General features: G+C 29.2%; 23 protein-coding genes and 1 riboswitch. Of the genes, 13 read left to right on the top strand and 10 right to left on the bottom strand.

Annotation, left to right across the window (positions count from 1 at the left end; translation table 11 throughout):
* The first annotated feature begins 43 nt into the window (after positions 1-43).
* The 3 genes from EK368_RS07245 to EK368_RS07235 all read left to right on the top strand — a co-directional run bounded on the left by EK368_RS07245 (position 44) and on the right by EK368_RS07235 (position 3,485).
* Entirely contained in the window at positions 44-1,714 is a 1,671-nt protein-coding gene (locus EK368_RS07245) for a formate--tetrahydrofolate ligase (protein WP_129597946.1), read from the top strand.
* 15 nt (positions 1,715-1,729) lie between these two features.
* On the top strand, positions 1,730-2,155 hold the full coding sequence (locus tag EK368_RS07240; protein ID WP_129597944.1) for a hypothetical protein: 426 nt from the start codon (positions 1,730-1,732) through the stop codon (positions 2,153-2,155).
* A gap of 91 nt (positions 2,156-2,246) precedes the next feature.
* Positions 2,247-3,485, top strand: a complete 1,239-nt coding sequence (locus tag EK368_RS07235; protein WP_129597942.1) for a hypothetical protein — start codon at positions 2,247-2,249, stop codon at positions 3,483-3,485.
* 32 nt (positions 3,486-3,517) lie between these two features.
* Here EK368_RS07235 and feoB read toward each other — a convergent pair whose 3' ends face one another.
* Positions 3,518-5,377 carry a ferrous iron transport protein B gene (gene feoB, locus EK368_RS07230; RefSeq protein ID WP_129597940.1) on the bottom strand — a complete coding sequence of 620 codons (1,860 nt, stop codon included), beginning with the start codon at positions 5,375-5,377 and terminating at the stop codon, positions 3,518-3,520.
* A gap of 21 nt (positions 5,378-5,398) precedes the next feature.
* Entirely contained in the window at positions 5,399-5,620 is a 222-nt protein-coding gene (locus EK368_RS07225) for a FeoA family protein (protein WP_129597939.1), read from the bottom strand.
* A gap of 374 nt (positions 5,621-5,994) precedes the next feature.
* Here EK368_RS07225 and EK368_RS07220 point away from each other — a divergent pair, with 374 nt between their 5' ends.
* Positions 5,995-7,761 carry a sigma 54-interacting transcriptional regulator gene (locus EK368_RS07220; RefSeq protein WP_243109376.1) on the top strand — a complete coding sequence of 589 codons (1,767 nt, stop codon included), beginning with the start codon at positions 5,995-5,997 and terminating at the stop codon, positions 7,759-7,761.
* 131 nt (positions 7,762-7,892) lie between these two features.
* On the opposite strand, the gene EK368_RS07215 is transcribed toward EK368_RS07220, so the two are convergent.
* A complete protein-coding gene (locus EK368_RS07215; RefSeq protein ID WP_129597937.1) occupies positions 7,893-8,615 on the bottom strand; it encodes an HAD family hydrolase in 723 nt (240 codons plus the stop codon).
* Between the two features lie 365 nt (positions 8,616-8,980).
* Here EK368_RS07215 and EK368_RS07210 point away from each other — a divergent pair, with 365 nt between their 5' ends.
* From EK368_RS07210 to EK368_RS07200, 4 genes are all read left to right on the top strand, one after another.
* Positions 8,981-9,310, top strand: a complete 330-nt coding sequence (locus tag EK368_RS07210) for a DUF4870 domain-containing protein (RefSeq protein WP_129597934.1) — start codon at positions 8,981-8,983, stop codon at positions 9,308-9,310.
* 150 nt (positions 9,311-9,460) lie between these two features.
* On the top strand, positions 9,461-10,570 hold the full coding sequence (locus EK368_RS07205; RefSeq protein WP_165000361.1) for a TlpA disulfide reductase family protein: 1,110 nt from the start codon (positions 9,461-9,463) through the stop codon (positions 10,568-10,570).
* Between the two features lie 55 nt (positions 10,571-10,625).
* A complete protein-coding gene (locus EK368_RS14845) occupies positions 10,626-10,766 on the top strand; it encodes a CD1871A family CXXC motif-containing protein (RefSeq protein WP_165000360.1) in 141 nt (46 codons plus the stop codon).
* Positions 10,759-11,598, top strand: coding sequence for a 4Fe-4S binding protein (locus EK368_RS07200; protein WP_341472781.1), 840 nt, complete (start codon positions 10,759-10,761; stop codon positions 11,596-11,598). Before EK368_RS14845 ends, EK368_RS07200 begins: the two co-directional genes overlap by 8 nt.
* 30 nt (positions 11,599-11,628) lie before the next feature.
* Here the strand turns inward: EK368_RS07200 and EK368_RS07195 are convergent, their stop codons facing one another.
* The 4 genes from EK368_RS07195 to EK368_RS07180 form a co-directional block, all read right to left on the bottom strand.
* Complete coding sequence (locus EK368_RS07195) at positions 11,629-12,810, bottom strand: FprA family A-type flavoprotein (RefSeq protein WP_129597930.1); 1,182 nt, start codon at positions 12,808-12,810, stop codon at positions 11,629-11,631.
* A gap of 66 nt (positions 12,811-12,876) precedes the next feature.
* Positions 12,877-13,509 (bottom strand): NUDIX hydrolase, encoded by a 633-nt coding sequence (locus EK368_RS07190; protein ID WP_129597928.1) that lies wholly within the window; start codon positions 13,507-13,509, stop codon positions 12,877-12,879.
* 140 nt (positions 13,510-13,649) lie between these two features.
* A complete protein-coding gene (locus EK368_RS07185; RefSeq protein ID WP_129597926.1) occupies positions 13,650-15,005 on the bottom strand; it encodes a PFL family protein in 1,356 nt (451 codons plus the stop codon).
* Between the two features lie 12 nt (positions 15,006-15,017).
* Positions 15,018-15,293 (bottom strand): ACT domain-containing protein, encoded by a 276-nt coding sequence (locus tag EK368_RS07180; RefSeq protein ID WP_129597924.1) that lies wholly within the window; start codon positions 15,291-15,293, stop codon positions 15,018-15,020.
* Between the two features lie 113 nt (positions 15,294-15,406).
* Positions 15,407-15,495, bottom strand: a riboswitch (glycine riboswitch).
* Positions 15,496-15,721: 226 nt separating this feature from the next.
* Between EK368_RS07180 and EK368_RS15320 the strand changes: the two genes are divergently transcribed.
* On the top strand, positions 15,722-16,426 hold the full coding sequence (locus EK368_RS15320) for a CAP domain-containing protein (RefSeq protein ID WP_129597922.1): 705 nt from the start codon (positions 15,722-15,724) through the stop codon (positions 16,424-16,426).
* Between the two features lie 63 nt (positions 16,427-16,489).
* On the opposite strand, the gene EK368_RS07170 is transcribed toward EK368_RS15320, so the two are convergent.
* The 3 genes from EK368_RS07170 to EK368_RS07160 all read right to left on the bottom strand — a co-directional run bounded on the left by EK368_RS07170 (position 16,490) and on the right by EK368_RS07160 (position 19,740).
* Complete coding sequence (locus EK368_RS07170; protein WP_129597920.1) at positions 16,490-16,861, bottom strand: hypothetical protein; 372 nt, start codon at positions 16,859-16,861, stop codon at positions 16,490-16,492.
* A gap of 18 nt (positions 16,862-16,879) precedes the next feature.
* Positions 16,880-18,052 carry a cation:proton antiporter gene (locus EK368_RS07165; RefSeq protein ID WP_129597918.1) on the bottom strand — a complete coding sequence of 391 codons (1,173 nt, stop codon included), beginning with the start codon at positions 18,050-18,052 and terminating at the stop codon, positions 16,880-16,882.
* A gap of 212 nt (positions 18,053-18,264) precedes the next feature.
* The gene (locus EK368_RS07160) at positions 18,265-19,740 is read right to left on the bottom strand and encodes a Na+/H+ antiporter NhaC family protein (protein ID WP_129597916.1); all 1,476 of its coding nucleotides are present in this window, start codon (positions 19,738-19,740) and stop codon (positions 18,265-18,267) included.
* A 530-nt stretch (positions 19,741-20,270) separates the two neighbouring features.
* Here EK368_RS07160 and EK368_RS07155 point away from each other — a divergent pair.
* The 4 genes from EK368_RS07155 (at position 20,271) to EK368_RS07140 (ending at position 24,527) form a co-directional block, all read left to right on the top strand.
* Positions 20,271-20,957, top strand: coding sequence for an early set domain-containing protein (locus EK368_RS07155; RefSeq protein WP_129597915.1), 687 nt, complete (start codon positions 20,271-20,273; stop codon positions 20,955-20,957).
* 19 nt (positions 20,958-20,976) lie between these two features.
* On the top strand, positions 20,977-22,026 hold the full coding sequence (locus EK368_RS07150) for a hypothetical protein (RefSeq protein WP_129597912.1): 1,050 nt from the start codon (positions 20,977-20,979) through the stop codon (positions 22,024-22,026).
* A gap of 265 nt (positions 22,027-22,291) precedes the next feature.
* Positions 22,292-23,647 (top strand): sodium-dependent transporter, encoded by a 1,356-nt coding sequence (locus EK368_RS07145; RefSeq protein ID WP_129597910.1) that lies wholly within the window; start codon positions 22,292-22,294, stop codon positions 23,645-23,647.
* A gap of 241 nt (positions 23,648-23,888) precedes the next feature.
* Positions 23,889-24,527, top strand: a complete 639-nt coding sequence (locus EK368_RS07140; RefSeq protein WP_129597908.1) for a GntR family transcriptional regulator — start codon at positions 23,889-23,891, stop codon at positions 24,525-24,527.
* Positions 24,528-24,589: the final 62 nt, after the last annotated feature.

The following is a 24,589-nucleotide window of genomic DNA, read 5'->3' as shown; positions in this document are numbered from 1 at the left end:
ATATGGTACAATTTACTAAAATTCGAAGGAATGGAGGACTTATATGAAAACAGATATTCAAATTGCACAAGAAGCCAAAATGCTACCTATAAAAGAAATAGGAAAACAAATGGGACTAGAAGAGGATGATTTAGAGTTTTATGGAAAGTATAAGGCAAAAATTTCATTAGATGTATATAAAAAAAGAAAAAATAAACCTGATGGGAAACTAATTTTAGTTACTGCTATTAATCCTACTGCAGCTGGAGAAGGAAAAACTACTACCAATGTAGGACTTAGTATGGGACTAAATAAAATAGGTAAAAAGACAATTACGACTTTAAGAGAACCATCTTTAGGACCATCTTTTGGAGTAAAAGGAGGAGCTGCTGGAGGTGGTTATGCTCAAGTAGTTCCTATGGATGATATTAATCTTCATTTTACAGGAGATATTCATGCTATTACAACTACAAATAATTTATTAGCAGCTTTATTAGATAATCATATACATCAAGGAAATATGCTTAATATAGATCCAAGAAAAATCACATGGAAAAGATGCTTAGATATGAATGATAGAGCCCTTCGAAATATTATAATTGGCCTTGGAGGAAAAATGAATGGAGTTCCTAGAGAAGATGGATTTGATATTTCTGTAGCATCAGAAATTATGGCTATATTATGCCTTTGTGATGATATTGAAGATCTTAAAAATAGATTAGGAAAAATGATTGTAGGATACACATATGATGATGAGCCTGTTACAGCAAATGATTTAAATGCTACTGGATCTTTAGCTCTTCTTTTAAAGGATGCAATTAAGCCTAATTTAGTACAAACATTAGAAAATACACCAGCTATTTTACATGGAGGACCTTTTGCTAACATTGCTCATGGATGTAATAGTGTAATTGCTACAAAAATGGCTTTAAAGCTTTGTCATTATGTAGTGACAGAAGCAGGATTTGGTGCAGATTTAGGAGCAGAAAAATTCTTTGATATCAAATGTAGATTTGCAGGATTAAAGCCTGATGCCACAGTCATTGTAGCTACAGCAAGAGCACTTAAAAATCATGGAGGAGTTTTGAAAAATGATTTAAATGAAGAAAATTTAGAAGCTCTTGAAAAAGGATTTGGAAATTTAGAAAAACAAATAGAAAATATTAAAAAATATGGAGTTCCTACAGTAGTAGCCATAAATAAATTTCCTACTGATACAGAAGCTGAACTAAAGTTTATAGAAAAAGCGTGTGCAAATTTAGAAGTAGATGTAGTATTATCAGATGTATGGGCTAAAGGAGGAGAGGGAGGTATATCTCTTGCTAAAAAAATTGTAGATTTGTGCGAAAACAATTCATCAAATTTTAAACCTCTTTATGACAGCAATCTTTCTATTAAAGAAAAAGTCTGTATTATTTCCAAGGAAATCTATGGAGCAGATGGTGTCGAGTTTACACCTAAAGCACAAAAGGAAATTCAAAAGTACGAAAAATTAGGGCTAGATAAAATGCCTATATGTATAGCCAAAACTCAGTATTCTTTATCAGATAATCCAAAGCTTTTAGCAAGACCAAAAGGATTTACCATTACTGTAAGAGATATAAAAGTTTCAGCAGGAGCTGGATTTTTATTAGTTTTAACAGGAGATATTATGACGATGCCAGGATTTCCAAAAATACCTGCTGCCAATCATATTGATCTATTAGAAGATGGAACCATTGTAGGACTATTCTAGAATAGGGGTGAATAAATGTCCATTATTGTAAACGAAGAAAATAAAGTATATGAATGGGAAGACATTTCAAAAATTATTCATGACACAACAGAATTTGATATTGTAAAAGATATTTCAGATAGGACAAAGAGAGAAGATGTATTAGCCTTTATATTGCAGTGTGATACAGAGTCTTTAAAAAATGAATTAAAAGAGGAGACAGACATTTCTATAGAAGAAAATGAAGAAGAGTATATATCAGAGCTTATGAATAAAGCAGATGAATATGCTGTAGAAATAGAAGAAAGTTTACCTGAGGATTTGCTAGCTTATTATTATGCTTATGAATATGATGAAGATCAAGAAATTATTAAAAGTATTTTAGTAGTAGCTTTTGAAGAACTTGGAGAAAGAAAGCTTAAAGATATAGGAAATAGAATGATTACTGTAGTAGGGGATTAAGATGAAGATTTTTCTTCATCTTTTTTTAAATGAAAAATAAAGAAGATTATGATACACTATGTAGATATAAAGAAAAAATAGAGGTGGAATAATGGGAAATAAAAATAGTAGTAAATGGATTGCACTTTTTATGATTTTATTTATTTTTCAAACAAAAGCTTATGCAGATTCAGTAATATTAGATAAAAATAATATGAAACCATATGAAAATACTTCTATAGAAATAATTTCTACAAATAGCCAAATACATATAAAAAATCAAAAATGTTATATTGAAAATGATTTGATTTTAAAAAATCATAAAAAAGAAAAGATGACAATGGGTATGGCATCTAATCATGTATCTGATTTGAAAATTTTATTAGAAGGAAAAGAAATATCTACTTCTATAAAAAAAGGACAAAAAAATCAAAACTGGTATGTTTGGGAGATACCAAATACTAAAGAACAAGTAAATTTAAAGATCTCTTATTATAAAGAAAATAAACTAGATTCTTCAGAAGGCGAAAAAATTAGGTATTCTATACCTAAAAATCATATTCATTATGGAAAAGTAACTTTTATGTTTGATGAAGGATTAGACCCACAAGACATAAAAATAAAAGAATATGATAAATATGAGGATAAAGAAACAGTGAATATAGAAATGATTCCTAAAGAGAATCAAATCATTTTTACTTTTTATGATTATACGGATGATTTTAATATTGAATTATATTATAAAAATGATAGAAAAATAGAAAAAGAAAAATTATTGGATCAAGAAAAAAGAACTAAAAAAGAAATAGAGGAAATAAAAGACTTAGGACAAAGAGCATATGATGCTTATATGAAAGAAGAATATGAAAAAGCTATTTCTTATATGGAAGATACCCGTGTGTATCAAAAAAATAAGGACAAAGAAGTTTCTGAGTATGCTTTGAAAATGACAAATTTTTTAGATTATTATAGAGGATGTATCTATAAAATACAAGGAAATCAAAAAGATGCTATTTATTATTTTAAAAGTAGTGGAATTCTTTATAATAGAAATCTTTATGATCTTTTGGATGTTTATCATACTTATGGAAATATAGATGAATACATGACGCTTTTAAAAAAGATTGTATATGAAGAAGGAAAAGAAGATGGAATAAGAATATGGGCACAGAAAGAAATTAATAATCTTCCAGATAAATTAAAACAAAAGCATGGTTTAGAAACTTTAGAAAAAAAATCAGTAACAAAAAATAAAGAAAAATTTTCATTTCAAGGTTTTTTATTTTTCAATACTGGAATCTCTATATTGTTATTAGTCGTATTTTGGAATATTAAAAAAGAGAAAAAATAAAACAGACAAAGAAATTTCTTTGTCTGTTTTATTTATAACATGATTTGTGCTAATATTCCAGCTGTTAAAAAAGATATGATAAAGCTTCCGATCCATATAAGAGCTGATTCTTGCCAGCTTCTTTCTTTAAAGATTACCATAATTGCTGCAATACAAGGTACAAATAAAGTAATAGCAACTAAAGAAATGACTACTTGTATAGGACTTAAAAGCCCCTTAGAAGCTAGTCCCGTAAGACCTGCAGCTCCAAAATCTCTTCTAATAATACCCATGATAAAGGTTTGAGCTGTTTCTTTAGGCAGTTTTAAAAAACCTACTGTAACAGGGGCTAAAGCATCAGATATTGCATCAAGTGCATAAGTATATTGAAGAATTGTAATGATTATAGCTCCTAAAACAAATAATGGTCCTGCTTCTTCAATAAACATTTTAGATTTTAGATATGTTTTCTTTATAACATTTTTTAAAATAGGAATTCGAATAGGAGGCAGATCAATCAATAAATCTGTAGATTCTCCAGGCATAATTTTGTTTAAAATAGTTCCAGTGAGTGTAAAGACAATAAATATTGTGGTTACATATAATAAAAGCATTTTTCCACCAAGTGGAGCAATAAGTCCTACTATGACACCAAGCTGTGCAGAACATGGAATGGCGAGACCTAAAAGCATAGTTGCAATAAATCTTTCTCTTTTAGATCCTAAAAGACGTGTAGTGATTGTTGCCATAGTTACACAACCAAAGCCTAAAATAATAGGGATAATAGCTCTTCCGTTTAAACCTAAAAAGGTAAGAAGTCTATCTACTAATGCAGCAATTCTAGGAAGATATCCAGAGTCTTCCATAATAGAAAGTACAAAGTAAAAACCAACTACTAAGGGAAGCAGTAAACCAAATAAATAAATAGGTGCCATTGTAAGGATTCCAAATTCTCCTATCAATAATTGTCCAATAAAGCTTTCTTGATGAATAAAATGGGTAGATAAATTCATAATAAAATCATAATAATATTGACCCATAATAATTTCTTCTGTTATCTCTACTACAGTTTGAGCTACAAATACTCCAATGAGCTCATAAGTTAAAAATAAAATAAAAAATAAAATAGGAATACCAGTAAGAGGCTTAAGCATCCATCTTCCAAGCTTTGTTCTAAAGGATGCACCTTGGTTGGTTTGTGATACAACTTCTTCAACAACATTATCAATTTTAGATCTTCTTAAATTATAAATTTCTTCTCTTTGACCATGCTGATTGTCTAAATGATGACGAGTGAGTACATTTTCATCTTCTTCTACTACTAAAAGTGCTTCAGCTTCTACATCTACTTTATCAATAACTTGATCCATTAGTTGCTTTACTTTAGGAATTCTATTTCCTACTTTTGCTCTTTCTAAAGCTTCTAGTATTTGATCTATTCCTTCTTTTTTTGTTGCAGTAGTAGGAATGACTTCAACACCTAATTCTTTAGAAAGCTTGTCTATGTTAATTTTAAGACCATTTCTTTGTACTTCATCCATCATATTTAATGCTACTACAACAGGAATACCCATATCTATAATTTGTTGAGTTAAAAAAAGATCTCGTTCAAGATGAACTGCATCTACTACATTTAAGATTACATCTGCAAATAAAATCACATCTCTTGCAACTCTTTCTTCATCATTGAAAGAGGAGACACCGTATACTCCAGGAGTATCCATGACAACATTATCTTTATATTGTCCCATACTGATATCTACAGTTGTACCTGGAAAATTTGAAACATCTACATAAAGACCAGTTAAAGCATTGAAAAAAACTGATTTTCCTACATTTGGATTGCCTGCTAAAACAATCTTTTTTGACCCATTTGGGATTGTCATATTGCAGACTGGATTGTGACAATTCATAAAAAACCTCCTTAATAAACACTATGATATAGATTGAATAGCTATTTTTTTTGCTAAATTTCTTCCAATGGCTATTTCCTGCATTCTATTTTGAAGGATAATAGGACCTGCAGGTAGTTTTTCGGAACAAATTAATTTTGCACCTTCATAGATTCCAAGACGAATAGCTTGGGCACGAATTGTAGCATCAGGAATATGAATAATTTCTAATTTTTGACCTTTGCAAATTGTATCTAATGTCATAAAATAACCTCCTTTAAAATACAAAATGAAAAATATTATCAAAAGAAAAATATATGTAACTTTAAGTCGATATCATAAGAATACAATGGATGAGAATGATTGTCAATATTTAATGTTGTATTTTGAAAAATGTTTATCTTTTAAAAATAAATAAAAATTGCAACATTTGAAACTTACAATATATAGTTCATACATATAACGATTATATAATTTAGAATAAATATTCGAAAGAAAATATTTTTAAGAACCATGATTGTGTTAAAGATTTTTCTAAATTAGCTCAAATGATGAAGTGTAGGTGTATATAAAGAAATTAAATAAAAATTGTGTTATAATAGGGGTATTAGCATTTTATAAGTGAGGAGGCATGGCCTATGAAAGTAAAGGATTATACCATCTATAGTCCATTGTCTATTGCAGAGAATAAAAGTTTGGATCATGTTAAAGCATTATTTGAAAATAATTTATTGGATTTTATACCTATTGTAGATCAACAACATCATGTTCAAAATATTGTATCTAGAAATAGTATATATGAACTTATATTAGACCAAAGTCTTCCATTTGATAGCATGGATGAACTCATTCAAGAGAAATTTGTAATGGTAGAAGAAAATGATCATATAGAGAAAATACTTCCAATTATAGATCAAAATATTATAGTAGTCGATCACAATAAATGCTTTAAAGGGTTTATTCAGAAAGATAAAATTATAAAAGATTATTTTCATAACCAACAATATACAAATTTAAAGATCATTACTCAAGCATTAGAAAATGAAAGAAATGCTACAGAAATATTAAAAACTATTATAGACAAAGCATATGAAGGAATTATAGTAGTTGATGAAAATGGATATATTACTATGATCAATACACCTTATGCAGAATTTTTGGAAAGAAACAAAGAAGACATTATAGGAAAACATGCCACAGAAATTATTGATACGACAAGACTTCATATAGTAGTAAAAACTGGGAAAGAAGAATTGGGAGAAGTTCAAAAGGTAAGAGGAAAAAATATTGTAGTTATGAGGGTTCCTATTTACAAAGAAGGAAAAGTAGTAGGAGCTATTGGGAAAATAATGTTTAAAGATATACAAGAAGTAAATGTATTAGCATCTCGCGTGAATCAAATGGAGAATGAACTAAAATATTATAAAAATGCACTTAAAGAAGTAAGTGGTGTGAAATATAGCTTTGAAAATATTATTGGAGTAAGTGATCAATTAAAAGAAACAAAATTTGTAGCTGAAAAAGCTACACATACTAATTCTAATGTACTCATTAGAGGAGATAGTGGTACAGGAAAAGAGCTTTTTGCACATGCCATCCATGCAGCAAGTAATCGAGTTATGGGTCCCTTTGTTAAAGTAAATTGTGCAGCCATTCCAGCAGAACTCTTAGAGTCTGAATTATTTGGATATGAAGAAGGGGCTTTTACGGGTGCAAAAAAAGGCGGAAAAATAGGAAAGTTTGAAATGGCAAATGGGGGAAGTATTTTTTTAGATGAAATTGGGGATATGCCTCATAGTATGCAATCAAAACTTTTGAGAGTTCTTCAAGAAAAAGAAGTAGAAAGAATAGGTGGAATGAAAAATATTCCTTTGGATGTAAGAATTATTGCAGCTACTAATAGAAATCTTGAAAAAATGGTTAAAAATGGAGAGTTCAGAGAGGATTTGTATTATAGATTAAATGTAATGAGTATTTATATACCTTCTCTTTCTGAAAGAATAGACGATTTGGAACCTCTTATTTATTATTTACTCCAAAAAATATCGGAACAAGTAGGAAATTATGTAACAAAAATTTCACAAGATGCTATGAATCATTTGAAAAATCATTCATGGCCAGGTAATGTAAGAGAACTTGAAAATGTTTTAGAAAGAGCTATAAATTTGGTGGATTATGGAAAACAAATAGAAATAGAGCATCTTCCTATGAATATTCGAAAAATACAAGTAACTACAAAAACAAGAGGAGATAAAGATCTAAAACAGATATTAGATGAAGTAGAGAAAGAAGTAATATTAGATTGCTTAAATAAGGTCAATGGAAATAGAACAAAAGCTGCTAAAAATTTAAATATTAGTAGATCAAGTTTATATGAAAAGCTTTGGAAATATGGAATTGAATAGATATTATTTTATAAAAAGAAGGAATCATAAAAGTCTTATCGAATAAGTACCTATATCAACTTTCTTTTTAGATTTGGATATGCTACAGAAGTGGGCACCTATAGGTGCCCAAATTTTTTTGTATATAAATTTTAAAAAAAATTAACATCTCCTGACAATTGATAAATGACGTCTTTTCTTTCTACAATGATTTGAATTTTCTTTTTCATCTCTTCATTTTTTTGTATATTTTGAATGAGTTCTTTGGTAGGGTTGATAGCAATTGGATATTTTACCATTTCAAACATAGAAAAATCTCCATTTGTATCTCCATAAGCATAACTTTTATCCATATGAATATTATATTTTTCTTTAAAGAAAAGCATAGCTTCTTTTTTATTCTCAGAGTCCCACATTTGTTTAATTTCACCTGTAAAATTGCCAGTGTCATCTATTAAATATTCAGTTCCTTTAAAATCATGAACTCCATATTTATTGGCCATTTTTTCTACAAGATGAGTAGGGCTTCCCGAAATAAAAATAACTTTATGACCTTGCTGTTGATGCCATATAATTTTTTCACGAGTATATCGATAAACTCGATCTCCTTTTAAGTGAATGACTTGATTTGCAATAAAATCTATTTGAGCTTTATTAAGTCCTTTCATAGAATCAATATAAAGATTTGCAATTTCAAGAAGGTAATCATCATAATTTCCTTGTCTTTGATCCCAATTATTATAAGTACTTTTTACATGATTGTGCCAAAGGGCAGGATCTAATACTTCATATTTTAAAAGTTTTTTAAAATGTTCTACCATTAAAGAGTTTCTGTATAAAGTTCCATCAATGTCAAAAAAAGCTGAAATTCCCATATTTTCCCCCTCCAGTATATTTAAATAAATATAATGTATATGTATGGTAATATAATATAATATATTATATTGTATACTATATTTTTATCTTTGATAATAGCACTTATGGATGATATTAACAATAATTTTGAAGTAAATTTTAACTTATAAATATGATATTATCATAAAGTGATAGTTCAAAAATCAAATTACAAATATAACATAGGATAGGAGGATTTTTACTTAGATTAAAATGTATAAACTACATATATTGTAAAAGTTTAAGGTTTATTTAAGGTTAAGATGATAATAATTTAAGTTTTATATATTATAATGATTAATATATGAATGATGAAGGTATTTAAAATAAAAAAGGAGGAATACATGTGCTAACAACAGAGCAAAAATTATGGTGTGGAGTAGCCCACTTAGGATGGATGTTGGGGGTTCCTATTTTAGCACCTCTTATTATTATGCTTGTATCTGATGATTATTTTGTAAAAAATCAAGCAAAAGAAGCATTGGCATTTCAAATAGGAATGGTTATTTTTACATTTATTTTTGGAATTTTAAGCATTATACTTATTGGATTACCTTTCTTAGCATTACTTTCTTTAGGAGGATTAATTTTTCCTATTATTGCAATGATGAAAATATGTGATAATGTAGATTATTCATATCCTATTACAGGAAATTTTGCACGAAAAAATTTATAGTCTATCAAGGAATTCACAAAAATAAGTCAAAATATTTTTAGTAGAATCTTTATGATTCAGAGTAGAACCTAAGAAGATGTTTAGTTTGTATAAAATTAGTATATGAAAATAATAGTGATATATCAGATCATTTAAGGAGTGGTAATGAATATGAAAAGAAAATTTATATCAACAGCTATACTTATGATTTTAGCAGTATCAGTTTCTATAGCAGGATGTAGCAAAATGAAAGAAAATAAAACAGAAGATAATAAAACTAACGTTCAAGAAACAGATCAAAAAATTGATGATATTGAAAAAATACAAAAATTTGAAAGTTTTGGGTTAGAGTATACACTATCTGATTCTTGGGCAAAAGCCTTTAAAGAAAATACACTTAGTCCAGAACCATGTGGAGGATTAGAGGAAGATAAAGAAAGAGAGATATTTGGTGAATTTGGATTTACATTTGTATCGAAAGAGGATATTAACAAATTACAAGATCAAATGGAAAATGCAAAAACTGAGGAAGAGCAGATGAAAGTAATAATAGATTTTCAAAGCAAGTCTAAAAGATTATTAAATATAGTAATTTTTAATAAAGACAAAGTAACAGATGAAACAAAAAATAATATAATTGCTGAATTTACAGATCATGAAAAATTAGGGGAAAAAGGTAATTATCAATTTTATTTCTTATATAATGACAAATATGATGATACAGGATTAAGTGATAGCTCCAAGAAAGAGTTTAAAGAAATAGTGGATGGAATAGATGAATTTAAGAAATCAATAAAAATTTCTACTCCAGTAACAGAAGAAGAAAAAATTAAAAACAGTGGAGTAGGAAATATTGGTGAAATCAAAACAAAAGATATTCATGGGAAAGCGGTAGATAAAAGTATTTTTAAAGAATACAAATTAACTATAGTAGATATTTGGGCAACTACTTGTGGACCTTGTGTACAAGCGATGCCTGAGCTTCAAAAGTTACAAGAAGAATTAAAAAAAGATCAAATAAATGTACTAGGGATTGTGGCGGATGCTGTTGATGATGAAACGATTGAGATTGCAAAGCAAATTGTAGATAAAAAAGGAGTAAAATATACAGACTTAGTACCAGATGAAACTTTAAAAAATGGTATATTAAAAAGTATCACAGGAACTCCTACTTTTATTTTTGTAGATAGAGATGGCAATATAGTTGGAAATCCAATTATTGGTGCAGATATGGAAAGAATAAAGAAGCAAGCATTAGATTTAGGAAAACATACAAAATAATTATATTTTGCTATTGAATTTTTTACAAAAAATCCTTTAAAGGAGGACACTATATATGGTCAAAGGTAAAACATTAACTTATGGAGTTTTACTAGGGAGCATATGTTTAATAGGAGCTGGAATATATAGAAATGAAGTGAATATAGTTTTAAAAAAAGCAGTCAATTTATGTTTGGAGTGTATAGGAATTGGATAAAAGAATTTTAACTCAGATCATTGCAACTATAGCTATGAATGGAAATATAAAAGGTTTTTTTGAAGGAAGTATATTTAAAGGGAATTCTAAAAAACTATGTGTTCCAGGATTAAATTGTTATTCTTGTCCTGGAGCTTTAGGATCTTGTCCAATAGGTTCTCTTCAAGCAGTGATAGGAAGTATAAAATATAATTTCTCATTTTATATAATTGGATTTATGTCTTTGATGGGTATTTTATTTGGAAGACTGATTTGTGGATGGATATGTCCTTTTGGATTTATTCAAGATTTACTTTATAAAATACCATTGCCTAAAATAAAGGTAAATAAAAAAGCAAATAATTATTTAAAATATCTAAAATATGTTATTTTGCTTGTATTTGTCATATTGCTTCCTATGTTTTTAGTGAATGATGTAGGAATGAGTGATCCTTATTTTTGCAAGTATATTTGTCCAGCTGGAACACTAGAAGGGGGAATACCTTTAGTTTTGATGAATGAATCATTAAGAGATACAATTGGATTTTTATTTGCTTGGAAAATAACTCTTTTGATCATTACTATTATATTTTCTATACTGATATACAGACCTTTCTGTAGATATATTTGTCCTTTGGGAGCATTTTATTCTTTATTTAATCCTATAAGCTTTTATCAATTTAAAGTAGACAAAAATCAATGTACTATGTGCAATTCTTGCTCAAAAAAATGCAAGATGAATATAGAAGTTTATAAAAATCCTAATAGTATGGAATGTATAAGATGTGGAGATTGTGCACAAATATGTCCTACAAAAGCAATTACAAAAAACTTTTCCACAAAAAATTTATAATTTAAAAAACCACAAACATAATGTTTGTGGTTAAATATATTCTGCAAAATTTTTTCCAAGGTCAACGCATTTCTTTAAAGTTTCTTCAGAAGGTGTAAATTTCTTATCTAAGGGTTCAAAAGGCATTTTAAAAGCCATTTGTTTTAAAATGTGATGTGCCATTTTGATTCCTTCTCCACTCCATCCATAGGAACCAAAGACCCCTGCAATTTTACCCATATTTGCCATAGGATCAATAATAGATAAAAGATCCCATATAGGTTTTACCATTGTTTTATTGATAGTAGGAGAACCAATCAAAATGCCTTTAGAGGTATTTATAATTTCATGAAGAGTTTGAAGATCTTCTTTTTCTGCATCTACAAATTTTACTGTTACACCAGAATTTTCTAAGCCTTCTTTTATTTTTAGGGCCATAATTTGTGTATTTTTATAAGCAGACAGATAAATTATAGCGACTTGTTTTTGATTTCTAGTAGACATCTCTTCTTGGGACCATTTAAAATAGTTTTGTATATTTTCATCGGGTTTTTCTGATAGGATAGGACCGTGAGAAGTTAATATCGTTTTTATAGGAAGATTTTTAATTTTTTCATGAGCTTTTAAATAATGTTGAGCAAATGGTTTCATAATACAATTGTAATAATGTTTAGATGCATCTTCATATTCTTTTTTATAAATATCTAAAGGATCTATACTACAGTAATGAGATCCAAAGCAATCACAACTAAATAATATTTGATCTATTTCACTATAGACAAACATAGTATCAGACCAATGTAGAAAAGGGGCAGTGATAAAGGTAAGCTTTCGACTACCAATATCTAAAACTTCTCTATCAGTGATGATATGTATTTTAAATTCTTGATTGATTTGTTCTTTTAAAAAGATACTTGCAGCTTTTGTACAAAAAACTTCTACATGAGGATTTAATTCTAATATGTATTTTAAGCTTCCTGCATGATCAGGTTCTGTATGATTGATAATTACATAATCAATAGATTCAATAGCTACCAATTGAGTAATATTTTCTAAAAATTTGTTTTTAAAGTTAGATTTAGCTGTATCAATTAAAACCTTTTTTTCATCGTCAATAAAATAAGAATTATAAGTAGAACCATAAGGAGTACGCATGATAATATCAAAAACTTCTAAATTAGGATCTAAAACACCTGTCCAATAAATTTTATTTTCGATTTCAAAAGTACCCATAAAAAGTTTCCTCCTTGTTTTTTATATTTATATACTAGTATATACCTTATGATAAGAAAATATCTTCTACTCAATAAAGGAATCATTCCTTTGAAGAATATTTATAAGATTTTTAATGATCCGAGCCGTCATTCCCCATATTATATAGTCTTTGTATTGATAAAATAAAACTGGATATTTACCAGTACGCCACTTATAATCTTTTCCACTAGGAATCATATGGAAAGGAAAATCAGTGGGCATTTGAGCATGGAGATCTACATAGTGAAGAATAGGTTTATTTTTTATAAAAAAGTTTAAAGGAACTGTAAAAATTTTAGATACTTCATCTTTATTAAAATGAATTTGTGCTGTATGTATATTTTTAAGAGTTCCTAAAAAAGGATAGAGAATAATATTGTAAGGAAGCACTAAAAAGTCTAAATCTCCTAAAATATTGATATTTGTAGATGAAATATTTAATTCTTCACAAGTTTCTCGAATGGCACATTCTTTTGGAGACTCATCTTGTTCCAATTTTCCTCCAGGAAAACATATTTCTCTTGGTTGTATATTTAAATTTTCAGAGCGAACTTCAAATAAAAGTTCAAGTTCATCTTTAACTTTTACAATAGGTACCAAAACAGAAAAAATATTATAGTTTCCTTCAGGATGAGCTTTTCTTTTACTTATTCGTTGTTTTATATTGTCTATATCCATAAAATCACCCAATCTTAAAGTTTATGTTAAGGTTTATGTATAAAAGCACTTATCTATAGTATACGATACTTTTTTAAAATTACAAATATTTTTCATATTACAAAAAATTATAAATAAAAAAGAACAGGAAAACCTGTTCTTTAATTTTTAAAACTATGTATAGGTGCAGGAATTCTTCCACCACGATTTACAAATTGAGAACTAGAAAATTGACTTACAGGCATGATAGGAGAACTACCTAAAAGACCTCCAAAATTAACTTCGTCACCTATTTTTTTTCCGTGTACAGGAATAAGTCGTACAGCAGTTGTTTTTTGATTGATTACACCTATAGCTGCTTCATCAGCAATAATACCAGAGATGGTTTCCCAAGGAGTATCTCCAGGGATAGCAATCATGTCTAGACCTACAGAGCATACGCAAGTCATAGCTTCTAATTTTTCTAAATTTAATGAACCAGCTTTTACTGCATGAATCATACCCTCATCCTCGCTGACAGGAATAAATGCACCACTTAATCCACCTACACGTGATGATGCCATAACTCCTCCTTTTTTTACTGCATCATTTAGTAGAGCAAGGGCAGCAGTAGTTCCTGGAGCACCACAACTTTCAATACCTATCTCTTCTAAAATTCTACCTACACTATCACCTATAGCAGGAGTTGGAGCAAGGGATAAATCTATAATCCCAAATGGAACGTTTAACCTTTTAGATGCTTCATTTCCTACTAATTGTCCCATTCTAGTAATTTTAAAAGCAGTTTGTTTAATCGTTTCACAAACTTCATCAAAGCTTTTACCTCTTACTTTTTCTAAGGCTGATTTTACTACGCCAGGACCACTTACACCAATATTGATAATAGATTCTGCTTCTCCTACACCATGAAAAGCACCAGCCATAAAAGGATTGTCGTCTACTGCATTGGCAAATACTACAAGTTTTGCACAACCGATGCTATCCTGATCTTTTGTAAGAAAAGCAGTTTTTTTAATAATTTGTCCCATATCTTTTACCGCATCCATATTGATTCCAGCTTTAGTAGTGCCAATATTTACAGATGAGCAAACTACATCAGTAGAAGATAAGGCTTCTGGAATGGAATTTATAAGAATTTTATCTCCTTTAGAATAGCCTTTATGAACTAAAGCAGAGAAGCCTCCTATAAAATTTATACCTACAGCTTTTGCTGCATCATCTAATATTTTTGCAAAAGCTACATAATCAGTATCATTACTTGTTTGTGCAACAAGAGAAATAGGTGTTACAGAAATTCTTTTATGAATAATAGGAACTCCATATTCTTTTTCTATTTCTTCGCCTACTTTTACTAGATTTTGTGCATAATTTGTAATTTTATCATATATTTTCATTCTTGATCTTTTACCATCTGTATCACAACAATCTAATAAAGAAATTCCCATAGTAATTGTTCTGATATCTAATTTTTCTTTTTCAATCATGTGGATAGTTTCTAGAATGTGATTAGAATTCATATTTTTCATCTCCTATTGTGAAATTTTGTGCATAGCATTAAAAATTTCTTCATGTTGAATCTTAATAGAAACGCCTAAATCCTCACCTATGGTGCTTAATTCTTTTTGAATAAATTCAAAACTACAAGTGATCTTTTGAAGATCTACAATCATAATCATTGTAAAGTAGTCTTGTAAAATAGTTTGACTAATATCTAATATATTGATTTGATGTTTAGCCAAAGTATTTGTAACTTTAGAAATAATTCCAATCTTATCTTTCCCAATTACTGTAACTACTGCTTTCATAAAAATCATCTCCTTATGGAATTTAATATAAACAAAAAAGACTATATAAATATAGTCTCTGAAGAGTTTTTGTAAATGAAAAGGTAACATTTTAAGAAAGTCAGTTTCATTTATAAAAATCCTCTGTCCTTTTACCTGAGAGATTCACCATTATATGGTTTTCCCCTTCGGTGCTCATAAGAGTCTCTCCAGAGGTTCGTCCAGTAGCGGTCGATGATCTTCCACTACTTTCATCCGATCCTATTTAATTATGTTAAATATTCTAACATAAAAGAGACGAAAGAATCAAGTACAAATTATAAAAGGATTATGATTAATGAGAAATAATATGAAAAATTAAATTGGAAATATATTTAATTAATTGAATATATTGATGTTTTATATTTTTGACAAAATCCGATATACTATAACAAAGGAGGAGTGATACAATGAAGAAAGTATTAATCAGTGCAGCTCTAGCCCTTATATTATCGGCAACAGCGATGCCATTAGGTGCTGAAGCTGCTACACAGTATTATACTGTTACATCAAGGAATACAACATGGAGATATGTGAAAAGATATCAACCTAAATTTAATTGGTATAAAACCAATAATAATACGGTAGTAACATCTCAACCAAAACAAGAGACAAATCAAAGTAAGCCAGCTGATGAACAACAAAATGTTCAAACCCCATCTAATACAACACAAACGACTCAAAACAACTCATCTACTCAAACATCTCAAACAGATACACAGCAACGTGCATATGAGAAAGAAGTAGTAAGACTTGTAAATATTGAAAGAGAGAAAAATGGACTTAAGCCATTAAAAGAAAATGAAGAACTTTCAAGAGTAGCTAGATTTAAATCTGATGATATGAAAGATCAAGGTTATTTCTCTCATACTTCACCAACTTATGGCTCACCATTTGATATGATGAAAAATTTTGGTATAAAATATTCTTATGCAGGAGAAAACATAGCAAAGGGTCAAAGAACTCCTGAAGAAGTAGTAAGGGCATGGATGAATTCAACTGGACATCGTAAAAATATTTTAAATGTAAATTATACAGAAATTGGTGTAGGATACACAAAAGATGTCAAAGGAACAGCTTATTGGACACAAATGTTTATGAAACCACAACAATAAGAAATACATAGCATGACACGTGCATGCTGTATTTCAAAAAAACTGAGGATATTTCCTCAGTTTTTATCTTTTTTTGAATTCTTTTATTTCAGCTCCAGTATGTTTAGAACCATAACATTCAAGTACGGGTAGAACAAACATAAAACCTACTCCAGGTTTGTGGATATGATCTAATTCTTCATTGATCATGTCTACAGCTTTTCTCAACTTTGCTTCTTCTCGAATGACACTAATGATTAATTTATTGTAGGGTTTATTTCCATCTACGAGTTTTCTAATACTAGAAAAAATAGGAATATCGATATCATGTTCAATAAGTACTTTTCCCATTCCTACACTGTCTATAGTGGTAGCCCCTACACCAATATCATAAAATATATTATGGATATCATCAAGCTTGTGTATGTCATTTAAAATTAAAAATAAAGCATACATAAAAAAACTCTCCTTTCATTATAGATGATTTTCTTTAGCTTTTATTATAGCATTTTTAGTAGCTAAAGGACCTATTATTTCTGTAACAATAGTAGTAGATAATAAGATGGTAATTACTAAAGAACCTAATGGTGTTCCTGGAAATTCTCTACTTACTACTATAGCAAGTCCTACAGCAACTCCTACTTGAGATAATAATCCAAAGCCTATATACTTTTTAACGACTATTGGAGCATCAGAAACAATTCCTCCCAAAGAAGCACCTAATATTTTTCCTAAAATTCTAAATACTAAATAAGCAATACCTAAGACACCAATTTGAGGAAGTAATGATATATCTAGTCTTGAGCCTGCTAATGTAAAAAAAGCTGTAATAATTGGAGGAGAGAAGCTTTCAATACTTGAAAATACTCTCCGAGAATTATTAGATATATTGACTACAATAATACCTAAAGACATGGCACAAAGCAACGGAGAAAGACTAAATTTCAATGCAATACCTACTAATAAAATAATGGAGCCTACAATAAAAGGAAGTAACTCTGTATCTTTTTTAGATATCTTAATAAGATAAGTCAAAACAATTCCTAAAATACTTCCTATCACAATAGATAAAACAATTTCTATAATAGGATGAATGAATATCTTTTGAATGGTAACTGCTTCATGGTTGATAAAGACTTTTGCAATAGAAGAAGCAACTGAATAAATCATAAGACAAATAGCATCATCTACAGCTACAACACCTAATAAAGTACTTGTAAGACAACCCTTTGCACCATATTCTCTTAAAACCATAACCGTGGCAGCAGGAGCAGTAGCAGAAGATACAGCTCCTAAAATTAAAGCAGTAGAAATATCTTTAGTAAAAAGATAAGTAACACCGCTAACTAATAAAAAAGCTCCAAAAGCTTCAAAAAAAGCAATAATAAAGATGGATTTTCCAAGTTTTTTCATAACGGAAAATTCAAGTTCACTACCAATATTAAAAGCAATTATTCCTAATGCAAAATCACTTAAAAAAGATAATTGTTCAATGATAGTATAATTTACTAAATTAAAGCCTGACTTACCTAATAATAATCCTGCAATAATATATCCAGCAACAGCTGGAACTTTTAATTTGTTCATAAATTTTCCAAACAAAATACCTACAATAAGAGCAATGCCTAAACTTATAAATGGATTCATATATATACACCTCACTTTTTTATAGAATATAAATAAAACGTCTAACTTATATCATATTCCTTTTCAAAATATAAGTAAAAGATCATTTATTTGTAATATATAGTATAGGCAAGGCTTAGATATCATAAGAGAAGTTTTAATGAGATGCATACAAGATATCTATCGATTGCTTTGATTTGCTAAAAAAGCACCCATAAATGGGTGCTTTAGACTTAAGCAGTTTTTCTTAACTTTTCTTTTTCTTCTTTTGTTCTTAATCTTACTTGTGGTTCAGCTGGTAATCCAAACATAGGAATCAATCTATCAAGACCAGTTAAAGTAAGAATTAATATAGAAGCTACAGCTACCATAGCCATAACATTGTATCTTATAATATCAAAAGCAGCAAACTCATGGAGTGGATATACAGCAGATGCGATACCTACATAGAATCCAATGTATACATGCCATGGAATAAGCTGAGAACCAAACACTCCTAAAGCATCTCCAAAAGTGGCATTTCTTAAACGAAGTTTGTACATATCTTCTTCACTAGCCTCTACGTTTTCATCTGTTAAAGATTTAATAATAGGTCCAATCGTAACGATTTGAGCCATTTCATCTGAAAGTGCAGCATTACCTACAATAGAAAGTATACCATTATAGAACATAAGTTGTCTAACACTTCCAGCAATATTAGAAATTAAGTTAGAGATTGGAGTAAATGCTCTCATTTTACCCATGATACCACCAAAAGCTCCTACCCACATCATCATAACAATAACCCAAGATCCAGCACCTTCGAAACCTGAATATACAAGATCTAAGAAACTACTTACATTTTCAACAGTTCCTGCAACAAGACCTAATATCAAAGAAGCTATAATTCCAAGACCAAGACAAGCAAGAGTAGGAAGTCCTTTAATAGCTACAACTAATACAATTAATAAAGGAATAACCATATAAGTAGGAACACCTTCTTGTACTTGATTTAAAAGCGAAACAGCAGCAGGTCTAGCTTCATTTAAATTATCCCATACTTGTTGTGGAATTTGACTAATAGCTTCAGCAGCATTCCCAGCTGTATTTGGAAGTCCCAATGTTATACCAATACCAAAGATTAAAACAGCTGCTACAACAAGACATAAAACAGACCAAACTCCTTGGTGCCTAATTCTATGAATTACTTCTACTTTTTGAATTCCTGAGCTTACTACTGTAGTATCTGAAATAAGTCCTATATTATCTCCAAAGCAAGCACCACCTGCAATAGATGCAGTAGTTAGCAATAGATCTCCACCAACAATATGATTTAACCATAAAAAGATGGGTGCACAAGCTGCAAATGTTCCCCAAGAAGTACCAGTTGCTACAGAAAGAATAGAAGTAACAATAAATCCAGTAACAGCAACTGTTTTTGCAGTCATACCTAAGCTTAAAGCTATATTTATAATAGCTGCACCTACACCAGTAGACATAAAGGCTTCTGCCATAGCATAAGCTGCCATTAAAATAAAGAATACAAGTTGCATCTCTTTAACGTTTTCCACTGCAGAATCAACTATGTCTTGGAAACTAAATTTTTCAGTAAGAATAGCAATAATTGCTGCATACACAGTAGACAATGGAGCTGCTAATAAAGCATCCATTTCTGACATCATAAGTCCCGCCATTAAGAAAACAGGGGATAATTTTAAAAATCCTATCATTGTTAAAAGTCCTCCTCTTTAAAGTTTTTTACTTTTCAAAGAATGCAATTACAAAGTTTTTAGATTTTAACGAATATTGCGAGGCCTCCTTTCTGATATGGATGTATAAATGAATGGCATGTAGCAATAAACTGTTAATGATTATAGTATAACATATTTTGAACAGATGTAAAAATTCAAAATATTTATAATAAAACAATAAATATTATAAATCAATAGGCTGTAGGGGTTGAAATTATAACATTTTCATGAAATAATAGAAAAAATAAAAAGGAAAAGGTTTACCTGTGTTAACAAAAATTAATATTACTTAATATTTAAAAAATTTAGTAAATAAAAAATATTAAGCAAAAACCATGATGTTGCTTTTGAAATTTCAAATTTAAACTATTACGAATAGTGATACAAAAATAAAAGTATTCAATGATTTCCTATATATGTATAAACAATCCAATTAAGATGCCGATAACATAATAATAGAATAATAATATTTAGATATAGAAATTTATGATGAATGAAAGGAGTATCGTATGAAAGTAAATTTTGAATATGAAGAAAATGAATATTTTCCCATTCATTCCATATCTATTATAGGAGATTTTAACAATTATGATACGAACAAAGGAAAAATGATAAAAAAAAATAATAGATGGTATTTTAATTGCAATCTTTCTTCTGGAGAATATAAATATAAATTTTTAATAAATGGAGAATTAAAGCTTAATGATCCAACAGCTAATATTTATGTACCAGATGAACATGAAGAGTTGTGGTCTATGATTTTAATCAATGAACAAGACCAAAGACTTTATAATAATACTCAATATACTACTCATATTAAAGCCTATCATATAACATCTATGGTCAGTGAGGAAAATATAATATCTAATAAAAAAAATTTTAATATTTTATTAGACAAAAAAGTTGTAACGAGGTTTGAATTTAGTAATGTAACAGGAGTACATACAGTAACAACTGCATGGTATACTCCTACAGGAAAATTATTTCAAACTACAGAAAACAATTTATTTAATTCATCAAAAGATGATCAACCCATTATGATGTGGTTTTGGATGGATTTAGAAAATAAGACAAGAGAAATTCCTTATGGGATATGGGCAGTTAAATTATTTATAGATGGAGCGTTTATACTAGAAGATAAATTTAATGTATCAACTACAAGTTCATATTCATCAAAAGGTGAAATGATATATTAATAAAGAAGGAGTGAGGAGTATGATAAAAAATTATAGTGCAATAAATCATTTGACAGCTATTCAGCCTAGTAAAATGACTAAAATGAAGGATGTAGAGGGGCGTGAATATAAAAAGAAGGTAGAAAATAAAACGATAAAAGAAATTGAAAAGGATGTTAAAGCTGTAGATGTTAGAAATAAGAATGAATTACAAAATATTGAAAAAAAAGACAATAGAGCTACAAAAAGTTCTATAAGAGATTCTATAAAATCAGCATATGAATCCCTCTCATTTACATTAGACAAAGTAAAAACTGTTGGGAACACAGCCATATCTATAGGAGAAAGTGTTAAAAGTATAGTAACTTCAGTAGTAGATATTGCTAAGGATACGATGCATTCAGTAAGTGAGAGTATGAAAGCTACTTCTGAATCTGTAAAAAATAAGATTACACACACAGCATCTTCTATAGCAAGTACAGTAAAACAAGTGACCACTACAGCATCAGATTTAAAGGAAGCAGCATTGGAGATGAAAAATTGTGCTGAATCTATTGTTAAAACAACTGTTCAGACAGCAGTTTCAGTAGGCAAGGATATTACAACATCAGCATTTATTATTGGACGTACAGTCAATCAAATAAAAAGTGGATTAAATGATCCTACTATGGGAGTAATAGGAAAGGGAGCAAACACTATATATGCTATCAAAAATGGAATAGATGATTTAAAAGAACCCATTAGTAAAATACCGAATACCCTTTCTACAGGATATACAGATATAAAAAAGAATTATGATAAAATAGTAGATACAATTAAAAATTCATCATCTGAAATACAAACAATTCAACAATCAATTGTATCTGTAGGGAAAGAAGTAATAAATACAGCTAAAAATGTAGCAGTTGAGATTAAAGAGACAAGCACAAATGTTATGGATACTTTAAAAAATTCGGCATCAGAGATTAAAAAAGTAGTAGACCAAGGGTCTAAAGATATAGTAAATACTTATGAAGAGGGTATCAATAAGCTGAATGAATTACAAAACAACAAAAAAATAAATGTAGAGCATATCACTGCATTTGCTTAAAAATGTATATCTTTTGAAATTTAATTATTTTATATCATATATATAAGATGCTACTCCTGAAAAAAGTAAGGAGTAGCATCTTTTAGTAGTTTTTATAGGAACATGATTATAAAAGAAATCCTTAAATATTTATTAAGTTGTAAGGATATATTTACAATGATCATTAAAAAAGATACAATCATAAATATGAGTAGAATGGTATGGAATCGTGTAGATAATCGTTATATTTTAGAAAAGTAAAAAATTAATATAAAGAGGTGAATATATGGCTAACAACCAATTGGAAAATATTGAAAATAATATAAAAGCACCTAGCCGTGACACATTTCATTCTAAAATTGGATTTATTTTAGCGTGTATTGGTTCAGCAGTAGGAATGGGGAATATTTGGTTATTTCCCTATCGGGTAGGTCAATTTGGAGGTGCAGCTTTTTTAGTTCCATATTTTTTATTTGTAATTGTTATTGGTATTACAGGTGTAATTGGAGAGATGTCTTTTGGAAGAGCAATGGGCACAGGTCCATTAGGAGCTTTTCAACGAGCATTAGAAAGAAAAGATATAAAAAAAGGATATTTATTAGGACTTATTCCAGTAATTGGTTCATTGTCGATTGCTATTGGATATGCAGTTGTTGTAGGCTGGATTCTTAGATTTACCATAGGTTCCATCACAGGAGCTGTGATATCAACAGCAGATAGTAGTGCTTACTTTGTAGAAATTGCTGGTGAATTTGGAAGTGTAGGGTGGCATTTTACTGGTTTGGCTCTAACTTTTATGGTTATGCTTATGGGAGTATCTAAAGGGATTGAAAAGGCCAATAAAATTATGATGCCTGCTTTCTTTGTACTATTTCTTATTCTAGCTGTTCGTGTAGCAACTTTATCAGGTGCAATAGAAGGGTATAGATATTTGTTTGTACCTAAATGGGAGTTTTTGAAGGAGCCTAAAACATGGATTTTTGCTTTAGGACAGGCTTTTTTTTCTCTTTCATTAGCAGGTTCTGGAACAATTGTTTATGGTAGTTATTTAAAGAAAACAGAAGATATTGTAGATTGTGCAAAAAATGTTGCTTTTTTTGATACTTTTGCGGCTATATTGGCAGCATTAGTTATTATACCATCTGTGTTTGTATTTGGTATGAATCCAGCAGCAGGGCCACCCCTTATGTTTGTGATTATGCCAAAAGTATTTAAAATGATGCCTATGGGCCAATTATTCTCAATTGTATTTTTTATAGCAGTATTGTTTGCAGGTATAAGTTCACTTATGAATTTATTTGAAACACCTATTGAATCATTACAGCATAGATTTAAGCTTTCAAGAAAAGCTTCAGTAACAATTATTGCAGCTATTAGTTTTTTTGTTGGATTGATGATTGAAAGTGGAGATAAGTTAGGGCTTTGGATGGATATAGTATCTATTTATGTAATTCCTTTAGGAGCATTATTAGCAGGAATTATATTCTTTTGGGTGTGTGGATCTGAATTTGCTAGAGAACAGGTACAATTAGGACGAAGAAAAAAGATTGGACCATGGTTTGAGCCTATGAGTAAGTATATATTCTGTGGACTGACAATTGTTGTATATATTCTTGGTATATTTTATGGAGGTATTGGTTGATAAATATTTGGAGTAGAAATTAATAAAAAGATCAATGGATTAAAAGAAACAAGTATTGAAAATTAGATATTTTAGTATAAACTACTCTGAAAGTGATGGAGTGTGTTTTTTATAGGCTGAGAAAAAGGAAAATGAGATAGATTTGTAGAATAAAAAATAGGTAGATGGATGTATATATTTATGAACATGCAGTAAATATAGTAATAACTAAGATCCAAATTAATAATGGTAGGTGAAAAAAATGAGTAAATCTAAAGATAGTCAATGTAAATCTATTGCAAAGTATGAAAAAATAGCACTAGATATAGCATATAGTATCTATAATGATGAATGGAAAGTTGGAGATATGGTTAAGGGTAGATCAACCTTAGCTGGAAAGTATAGTGTTTCACCTGAGACCATTAGAAGGGCACTAAAACTCCTAGAAGAACTTAAAGTAGTATCAGTAATAGATAAAAAAGGAATATTAATTCAGTCTAAAGAGGCAGCTAATACTTTTATTAAAGAGTACAAAACCAAAGATAGAATATTAACTCTTAGAGAAGATATTACAAATCTTATAGAAGAAAAAAACATTATTGAAGAAACCATTGTGAATCGATTAGATGATATTATTGAACAAGCAATGATTTTAAGAAATATCGGAATTATTTATCCTTTAGAACTAAAAATATCTAAGAATAGTCATATAGTAGGAAAATCTATTGGAGAAGTAAAGTTTTGGGAATATACAGGTGCGACGATTATAGGAATTCATAGATGCGGACATCTTTATCTTTCACCTGGACCTAAATTAATTTTTTATCCTAATGATATTGTTTTTTATGTAGGAAATGCAGCAAATATATCTGAAAAAGTAAATAGATTTGTAAATGGATAAAAGACCCCTTGTTATGTTAAAAATAACAAGGGATTTTTAATTTTATAAATATTTATATTTAT

This window comes from Anaerophilus nitritigenes, from assembly GCF_004138215.1.
Classification (GTDB): Bacteria; Bacillota; Clostridia; order Peptostreptococcales; family Thermotaleaceae; genus Anaerophilus; species Anaerophilus nitritogenes.
Note: the sequence above shows the minus strand (reverse complement) of the source record. Positions and strands in the feature narration are given on the sequence as shown.